Genomic DNA, 9,477 nt, shown 5'->3' on the forward strand with positions numbered 1-9,477 from the left:
GTAAACATAGTTGTTACAGAAGAAGGTGGAAACCAAGCCCCGGAGGCAGTTGCTTCAGCCAACCCAACACAGGGACAAGCACCATTGGCGGTTATTTTTAATGGTGAGGCATCAACAGACGATGCTGGCATCGATACCTATTTCTGGGAATTCAGTGACGGTAGAACGTCAAATCAAATGAATCCAACACTGACATTCGAAAATGCAGGGACCTACGATGCCACCTTGACCGTTACCGATGAAGCTGGATTGTCGGACTCTGCAACCATTCAGATCGTGGTTACAGAAGCAACTGAAAACCAAGCTCCAGAGGCAGTTGCTTCAGCCAACTTAACACAGGGTCAAGCACCGCTGGAAGTGAGTTTTATGGGAAGCAATTCAACTGATGATGTTGAGATAGTTAGTTATGCTTGGGACTTTGGTGACGGTACCAGTTCTACGGATGCTGACCCAACCCATACTTACAACGAGGTTGGCAACTATACTGCCCAACTAACAGTAACTGATGGTGAAGGGTTGACGGATACAGCTACCGTTGATATCGAAGTTGTTGAAGATTCTGAGACCACCGCTAGCGTAGCTCCGAATCCAGTTCCGATCAATGAAGATTATGCAAGTATTCAATTAAGCCAGCTTCCACACGACGACGTAGTGGTGACCAGTATTCATTTGCACGATTCCATGGGTAGGCTTGTGGAAACATTTGATCCAGCACAAACGTATGATGCTGATTTGGATGCATATCGAATACCAATCTTTATGTTGCGAAGTGGACTTTATTATGCCACCCTCGAATTGAGTGATGGCGATCCGATAGGAATTAAGTTCTTGGTTTCTAATTAAAGTAATACGAACTAAATTGATTAAAAAAAGGCCTCGATTTCGAGGTCTTTTTTATTGAACAAACAATTTGCTAACCATCATTACATTCCAATTGGGGTAAGGGAACCATATATTGAACCCTCTGGAGAAAGTCTTGATTCCCCATTGAACAGGAAGATGTTTTTAGTTAGTGAACCAAATGGCCGATTAAAGGCTGGAAATTTGTCGAACTGCCCGTATTTGTAATCATCTAAGGCACTTGCAATGGCAATTTATCTTAATCCACACCCAAGATTATCCTTATCCTAAGGATGATGTATTTTGGTTTAAATCACTTCAAAAAATTGATCATGCTGCTTTAAACACCCCTCGAAAACAAAATGGTCGAAAGCGTCTTAAAAATAATTCGTAAATCAAGAACCACGGATTTATTCTTGATGTAATAAAGGTCGTATTCCAGCTTTCTAATGGAGTCCTCCAGATTTTCACCATATTTATATTTGACCTGTGCCCAACCGGAGATGCCCGGCTTTACAAGGTGCCTAACATTGTAAAAAGGAGTGACCTCGTTTAATTTGTCCACAAAAACCTTTCTTTCCGGTCTGGGCCCTATAAAGGACATGTCCCCACGGATAATGGACCAGACCTGTGGCAGTTCGTCCACCCTAAATTTTCGCAAAACCTTTCCAAATTTGGTAACCCTTGCATCGTTTTTGGTGGCCATTTTTGCACCTTTTTTCTCGGCATCCACAACCATGGACCTAAACTTAAAAACTTTGTATTCCTTTCCATGTTTGCCCACCCTCAATTGGGTGTAAAAGAGAGGTCCAGGATTGAAAAAAATATTCAATAGAAATACAAATGGTATGGAAAGCAAAAAAGCGATTCCCGAGATCAAGGTTAGGAAAAAATTGAATGCAAAGTTGGCAATGCCCTGTAAGTAATGGATTTTATTATTGCTCAATTGCAAAATCTCGTAAAGGCTGTCATTGTGGGAATCTATGGGAAGTGCCTCATAGGTACTTTCATAAAACGAAGTATAGGTGAGTACCTCTTTTCCCGACAACAATGAATTTACCAGCATATTTTCCATTTGTTTGGAAAAATGGTTGTAACTCCTTGTATTGATAATGCACGAATCTATACTTTTTTCAATAAGCTTGTTCTCACTGATGGGATCGCTATCCTCGGAATTTAAATAAGTGGAAACAACTTTATAGTAGGTCTCGTTGTCATCTCCGTTGATATAGTCAAGGTTTTTCTCCAAACTATCCTTGGTCGTTTCGTCGTATATGTAGAGAACCCGTTTGGTCGTAGGGACAAATTTGAAAATATAATTGAAGAGCAAGCGCCATAACGATAACTGGATAGGGCAGAAAATGATGAAAACCAGTAAATACAATTGCCAATAGGCAAAAGCAAAGAAAAATGTGGTAACCCCCACTATGGAAATAGTGAACAAAAATGTAATGGTGAATATCCTTATAATGGAATAGGTGATGGATTTGGGAACCTTCTCCAGATTGTAAGTTTCAAAAATATACGCCAAAACAAAGTAAATGGCCACCCCAATGGCAACAATCGTTATTTGATAGAAAAGGGGGTCTTCATTCTGGTAATCAACGGCCCTTAAAACAAAGTTTCTTAGAGAGATCCCGATCAATGTCAAATCACCTAAAAACAGAATGGATTTTCTTTCTAAGGTATTCAGTAGAGGTTTTGTACTCATAATTTTCTATATGCTATTAGAGCTCAATTCAAATGTACGCCTAAGCACCACGGGATAAAAATCCTATTTAACAAACGTTCATTTTTCGAGATTCATATACGAACACCCGATTTTTTTGAAGTTTGACGAAAAGAAATCCGAGAGTTCCCCTTCAGGATTTTTTAGTCTTAAATTTGGTTAAAACCATCATTCATTTTGTTATGACCAAGAACAATCTTCGCATCAATAAAATGTTCCCCGTACGATTAGTTTTTCTAATTGATATATTGTTGACCAGTATATCTTTTGTGCTGTCGTACTTTCTGTGCTCCCTTATCCTTCCGGATATTTGGAACCACGGAATGTTGATCCAATTGCCAATTATTGTAGCGCTTACATCCTTTATTTTCCTTTTTATAGGCATTTACAAAGGATATGTAAAATATAATACCGTACGTGAAGTATATAGCATTTTCAATGCCATTTGTCTGGCCAATATTTTAACAATAGTCCTAGTGGTCGTAAATGGAAAACTGTTTATGGAAAAGGATTTAATGGTGCCGCTATCTATTATTATTGTTCACAGTATATTGAGCTTTAGTGCCCTTGCGATTTCCAGGTACCTTTATAAATTCTTTACCCTAAAAATTTCAAAACAAGTACAAAATTCCTCTATACTGGTCTACAACAATGCCTTGGGAGTAAAGAAACTAAAGTCCATGATTTCCCTGCTTGAAGAAAGAAATGGGGGGAACGACCAATTTTTGGTATTGAACAGTGAACATTTTGTAAAACGGTTTAGCGATAAATATATTTCCAAAATTGATTCCTGGTACATACATGAGGATTTGCTCGGGAACAACAATGATGATTATATGGAGTTTATCGACAAGATCCTAAACAAGAGCGAATCCGTTTATCTGGTCAATCTGATTACAAAGGACCTGGATTCGTCTCAGTATGAGTTAACATTGATCGACCTAAACAAAAACGGGGTCCTTGTCAATAGGAAACTTAGAAGTGGTGAAAATAAAGTCCTTCACGACCAAAAAGTAAGTGTCAATGAAAACCTGACCATTCCCATTGGCAACAATTCAAACTTCCTGAATCAACAATCCGTTTAAGAAGTACATTCAACCTTGGCCCAATAAAGCCCGTAGTTGGTGACATTTAATTAATGTCTATTGATATAGGTTAGGGGCTAATCCAATCTTAATTTTCTATTTATCATGTCGTCTCATTCAAGAAGTATCTTGCTGTGATGTGCATTCCTTTCTACCTATCAAAAATCAATGAGTATTTCATGTAAGGGACTATACCTTATTTTACAAGGATTCAGGTTAACAAGAATAATATTACAAAATATAAGCCATTGATTGTCAGGTGTATGAATCAAAATGGCGTTCGTCGATCTTAATGGTAGTTGGTCTAATTGCCATTTCCGCTTTATGAGGGTTCAAGCTTGTGATTTATCTTCGTATAGTTCCCCAAACAATAACACAAGATGAAAATGAAAATCAGCACGTTTGGGGATTGTTCCTCCTCCTTTTACGTTTACCAAACCAACAAATAAAATGAAAGAACACTACTCCACAATGCAGAGGTGCGCGGGCTTCCTTTGTATCCTTTTCCTTATTTTTTATAGTTCCTCGATTTCAGCTCAAGTAAGTTTTTCCCAAACATTGCTAAAGTACAATGGCAATGAGGATTTGAGTGGTGGGGTTACGGGAATGATGTACGGTCCAGATAATCGATTGTATGTTACCTCCCTTAAGGGAATGGTAAACATATTCACCATAGAACGGAACTTGACAAACGATTATGAAGTGCTTGATGTGGAGGTTTTGGATGATATCCAAGGTATCGTTAACCATGATGATGATGGATCGCCCTGTAGTGGAAGTTATTCCCAATGCCATACACGCGAGACCATAGGAATCGTAGTGAGCGGTTCGGCCGAGAACCCGGTTTTCTATGTCTCCTCTAGCGATGTTAGAATAGGCGCAGGTTCTGGGGGCGGTAATGGTGATGTAGATCTGGACACCAACTCAGGGGTCATTACCAGGTTCAGCTGGACAGGGAGTTCATGGGACGTGGTAGATATAGTGCGTGGGTTGCCAAGATCTGAGGAAAACCATGCTACAAATGGTTTGGATTTGGTAACGATAGGAGGTAAGGAATATTTATTGGTGGCCCAAGGAGGCCATACCAATGGGGGTGGCCCCTCGGTTAATTTTGTGTTTTCCACAGAATATGCACTTGCAGCAGCTGTTTTGGCCATTGACCTTGATGCTATTAACAGTATGCCCGTACAATTGGACAATGGACGTCAATATATTTACGACCTACCAACGCTTGATGACCCTACACGAGCCAATGTCAATGGTATAACCGATCCAGATTCACCCGGTTACGATGGAGTCGACATTAATGATCCTTGGGGAGGCAACGATGGCCTAAACCAGGCAAAGGTGGTGCCCAACGGTCCCGTTCAAATTCTATCACCGGGTTACAGGAATGCCTATGATTTGGTGGTCACAAAGTCGGGAGCACTTTATGTGACCGACAACGGTGCCAACGGAGGTTGGGGCGGGTTTCCAGTAAATGAGGGAACTGCCAATGTCAACAACGATTATGACCCAAATGAGCCCGGAAGCCAATCCTATTCCGGTGGGGAGCACATAAACAATAAGGACCACCTACAATTGGTAACAACGGATTTGTCCACCTATACATTCTGGGAATATTATGGTGGCCATCCCAACCCTGTGCGAGCAAATCCTGCGGGTGCTGGTCTGTATACCGCTCCAGGCGATGGAAACCTAGGAGCTGTTTTTAGAACCCAGATATATGATCCAAGTTCTCCAGGTGCCGGATACACAAGTGACCCCAGTATCGCACTCCCTGCAGATTGGCCACCTGTTCCCGTGGAATTGGCCAACGTGGTGGAAGGAGACTGGCGTGGTCCGGACGAGGACAATCCCGATGGACCATTAGATGGTGAAATTGCCGTATGGAGCACCAACACAAATGGAATCGCCGAATACAGGGCCTCCAATTTCAATGGGGCCATGCAAGGAGATTTGCTCGCAACGGCAAGCAGCGGAAATATAAGAAGGGTACAGTTGACCCCCGATGGGCAATTGGAAAGTTTGAACCAAAGCTTTTTGTCGGGAACAAAAGGCTATGTTTTGGCCATTGCAACTACTGACGATGATGAAATTTTTCCCGGAACCATTTGGACAGGTGATTTAAGCGGTAACATTCAAGTGTTTGAGCCCTTGGATTTTGTGGAATGCATACTGCCTGGAAATCCTGGGTATGACCCATTGGCCGACAATGATTTTGACGGCTATACCAATCAGGATGAAATCGATAACGGTACCGATATCTGTAACGGGGGATCACAACCTTCGGACTTCGATAGTCTGCAAGGGGGTACATTGGTTTCCGATTTGAACGACCCCGATGACGATTTTGACGGTATTCCCGATGTGGATGACCCCTTCCAGTTGGGAGACCCCACTACAAACGGAAGCGATGCCTTTACCTTGCCCGTTGCCAATGATTTCTTTAACTATCAGCAAGGGCTGGGCGGTTATCTTGGTTTGGGGCTCACAGGATTCATGAACAATGGAACCGGAAATGGGAATTGGCTCAATTTTACCGATAGGAGGGATGACCCCAACGATCCCAATCCAAACGATGTAATGGGAGGCGCCCCGGGAATTGTAACCATGCACATGACCTCGGGCACTGCATTGGGGATTTCCAATACCCAAGAAAAGGGGCTGCAATATGGTGCCCAAGTCGATGTTTCCACCGGGGTATTCCGTGTTACAGGGGGCATGGTCGGGCTTACAGGTGAATCGCGTTTGTACGGCAATACGGAAGCAGTCAATGGCGAACTTGGATTTTTTATAGGGGACGGGACACAATCCAATTACATCAAATTTGTAGTCAATACCAATGGCCTTTTAGTACAGCAGGAAATAAACGATGAGGCCGATTCGCCGATCACTGCATCTATTCCAGAGCCTGATCGTCCTGAAACTGGAATTTTGTTCCATTTTGTGGTAAACCCTTCAACGGGAGAAGTGACTTTTGAATATCAAATTGATGGTGCTGCCCCTGTTGAGATAGGTCGTCTTACCGCAGGGGGAAGCATATTGGAAGCCATTCAAAGTCAAGGAACGGATTTGGCCCTTGGACTTATAGGCACTTCCAATACCGAAGGGGTTGAGTTGGAAGGTAGCTGGGACTTTTTGAATATTACCGGAAGCTCGCCTACCGTGGTGCAAGGTATAGCTGATATGGAGCATATTGTAGGCTCTTCCGATGAAACCATCGATTTGGATACCGTTTTTGATGATAACCTAGGCGTGGAAAATTTAAGCTACTCCGTTGAGAACAATACCGATCCCAACATTGGTGCAAGCATAACAGGCAATATGCTGACCATAACTTTACCAACAACACCTGCGGAAAGCACAATCACCATTAGGGCAACCGATAGTGAATCCTTGTTTGTTGATATGTTCTTTACCGTTAAGGTCATAGAGGAAAGTATTGTGATCTATAGGGTTAATGCAGGAGGCCAGGAGATAGCATCCATTGATGGCGATATGGCCTGGGCCGCGGATCAGTCAAGCAATAACTCTCCATTTTTGGCAGAGCCGGGAACCAATACGACCTATGCAGGAACCATCACCAACTTGGACCCAAGTATTGATGCCGATACCACACCCTTGGCCATATTCGATACCGAACGTTTCGATGAAGCGAGCGGTGCCCCGAACATGACCTACTCCTTTCCCGTTCCCAAAAACGGCAATTATGAGATACGCCTATACATGGGTAATGGCTACTCGGGTACATCGCAACCTGGGGAGCGCATTTTTGATGCACTTATAGAAGGAATTGATTTGCCCCTTATAACAGATATTGATCTTTCGGAAAAATTTGGACATGCATCGGGCGGTGTGATAAGTCATATCGTCAAAGTATCCGACGGGCTAATAGATATCGAATTTTTGCATGGAGCTATCCAGAACCCTTTGGTCAATGGTATTGAGATTTTGGATGTTTCCGATAATAGCACACCCATATATGTATTTGATATCCCAAATCAAATCAGCAGCCCCGGCGAACAGCTCAACGGAAGCTTGATCGTTGATGCCAATGGTGGGGACGGCAACCTGACCTATGCCGCCGAAGGGCTTCCACCAGGGCTCTTTATTGAACCGACCAACGGTCAAATAGGAGGGACCATAGAAGCAAATGCGGTCGAGGGAAGTCCCTATGCTGTTACTATAACCGTTGATGATAGTGATGGTACAACGGAGGATGTTACAATAGTCAGTTTTCAATGGACCATCGACGGGGAGTACTTCTGGACGGACAAGAATGAAAATTTAAATTATACGGCAAGACATGAAAATTCCTTTGTGCAAGCCGGTGATAAATTCTACCTCATGGGAGGTCGGGAAAATGCACAGACTATTGATATTTATGATTACGGAACAGATACTTGGACTTCATTATCCGACTCGGCCCCATTTGAGTTCAATCATTTCCAGGCCACAGAATACAAAGGCCTAATTTGGATCATTGGCTCCTTTAAAACAAATGCATTTCCCAATGAAATCCCCGCAGAATTTATCTGGATGTTCGACCCAGCTAGCCAAGAATGGATACAAGGACCCGAAATCCCGACCAATAGACGTCGTGGATCATCCGGTTTGGTGGTTTATCAAGATAAGTTTTATGTAGTGGGGGGAAACACCGACGGACATGACGGGGGGTATGTGCCCTGGTTTGACGTATACGACCCCTCAACAGGGACTTGGACCGCCCTAACGGATGCTCCAAGGGCAAGGGACCATTTTTCGGCAGTGGTTATTGGTGACAAGCTATATGCGGCGGGAGGAAGGCTTTCTGGCGGTACCGGAGGGGTCTGGGCCCCCACGATCGCAGAGGTCGATGTTTATGATTTTGCAACGGGAAGTTGGGGTACTTTGCCCAGCGGACAAAATATTCCAACGCCAAGGGGAGGAGCCGCGACGGTCAATTTCAACGATAAGTTAATAGTTATCGGAGGTGAGGTAGAGGATGAAGTGGTGTATGGGGTATTGACGGATGATGCCCTTAAAATCACAGAAGAGTATGACCCCATCACAGGTGCTTGGAAGCGATTGCCTGATATGAACTACGAGAGGCATGGTACACAGGCCATTGTCTCGGGCCCAGGAATCCATATTTTGGCAGGTGCCCCGAGCAGGGGCGGAGGCAACCAAAAGAACATGGAGTTTTTGGGCGTGGATGCCCCAGTAGGAACGGAAACCCAGGCGAGTACATTACAGTTTACCGAGAGCGTTGCTTTTGAGGACGACCAAACTCTAGATATAGACCTGTCCGTGATGGGCGGAAACGTGGGGGTATTTATTAGGTCTATGGGGATTTCGGGCACTAACGCTTCAGATTTCAGTATAGATTCTGGTGCGCTTGTCAATGCCCTTCTTAATCCCGGTCAAACCCATACCATAACCGTATCGTTAAATGGTGCCGGAGCAGGTAAAACCGCAACTTTAACCATTGACTATGGTAATTCAAATACGGCCAGTATAGCACTTATGGGAACTGATGTAGATAGTGAAGGCGTTGTGGGCCTTACCTTGGTGGATGCCTCAATGGACACGGACCTGTTCAACTTGGTGGACGGTCAGCAGATCGACCTTGGGCCGTCCGGCGGACAGTCCCTCAACATTCGTGCGAACACACTCGGTGGACCGGGCAGCGTACTTCTGGAACTKACGGGCCCTGTTTCGGCCACCCAGCGGGAGGGCGTAGCGCCCTACGCGTTGTTCGGCGACCTATCGGGCGATTACAACGAGAGGGACCTTCCGTTGGGGAACTATACCCTTACGGCCACGGCCTATAATGGGAGC

General features: G+C 44.0%; 4 protein-coding genes. 3 read left to right on the plus strand and 1 reads right to left on the minus strand.

Annotated features, from left to right (window positions below):
• A partial coding sequence (locus tag GO009_RS17030; protein ID WP_163627921.1) for a PKD domain-containing protein occupies window positions 1-843 on the plus strand: 843 nt, incomplete at its 5' end.
• Window positions 844-1,180: 337 nt separating this feature from the next.
• Here GO009_RS17030 and GO009_RS17035 read toward each other — a convergent pair.
• Window positions 1,181-2,551 (minus strand): exopolysaccharide biosynthesis polyprenyl glycosylphosphotransferase, encoded by a 1,371-nt coding sequence (locus tag GO009_RS17035; protein ID WP_163627922.1) that lies wholly within the window; start codon window positions 2,549-2,551, stop codon window positions 1,181-1,183.
• Between the two features lie 200 nt (window positions 2,552-2,751).
• Between GO009_RS17035 and GO009_RS17040 the strand changes: the two genes are divergently transcribed.
• Window positions 2,752-3,654, plus strand: a complete 903-nt coding sequence (locus GO009_RS17040) for a hypothetical protein (RefSeq protein WP_163627923.1) — start codon at window positions 2,752-2,754, stop codon at window positions 3,652-3,654.
• A 558-nt stretch (window positions 3,655-4,212) separates the two neighbouring features.
• Window positions 4,213-9,477, plus strand: a 5,265-nt coding sequence (locus GO009_RS17045) for a malectin domain-containing carbohydrate-binding protein (RefSeq protein ID WP_163627924.1), incomplete at its 3' end; no start/stop codon positions are given.

Source organism: Allomuricauda sp. TY007 (genome assembly GCF_010468565.1).
Classification (GTDB): domain Bacteria; phylum Bacteroidota; class Bacteroidia; order Flavobacteriales; family Flavobacteriaceae; genus Flagellimonas.

Bases quoted from the DNA above. Each gene is read 5' to 3' on its own strand.
- GO009_RS17035 (WP_163627922.1), bottom strand. From the start codon at position 2,551: ATGAGTACAAAACCTCTACTGAATACCTTAGAAAGAAAATCCATTCTG.
- GO009_RS17040 (WP_163627923.1), top strand. From the start codon at position 2,752: ATGACCAAGAACAATCTTCGCATCAATAAAATGTTCCCCGTACGATTA.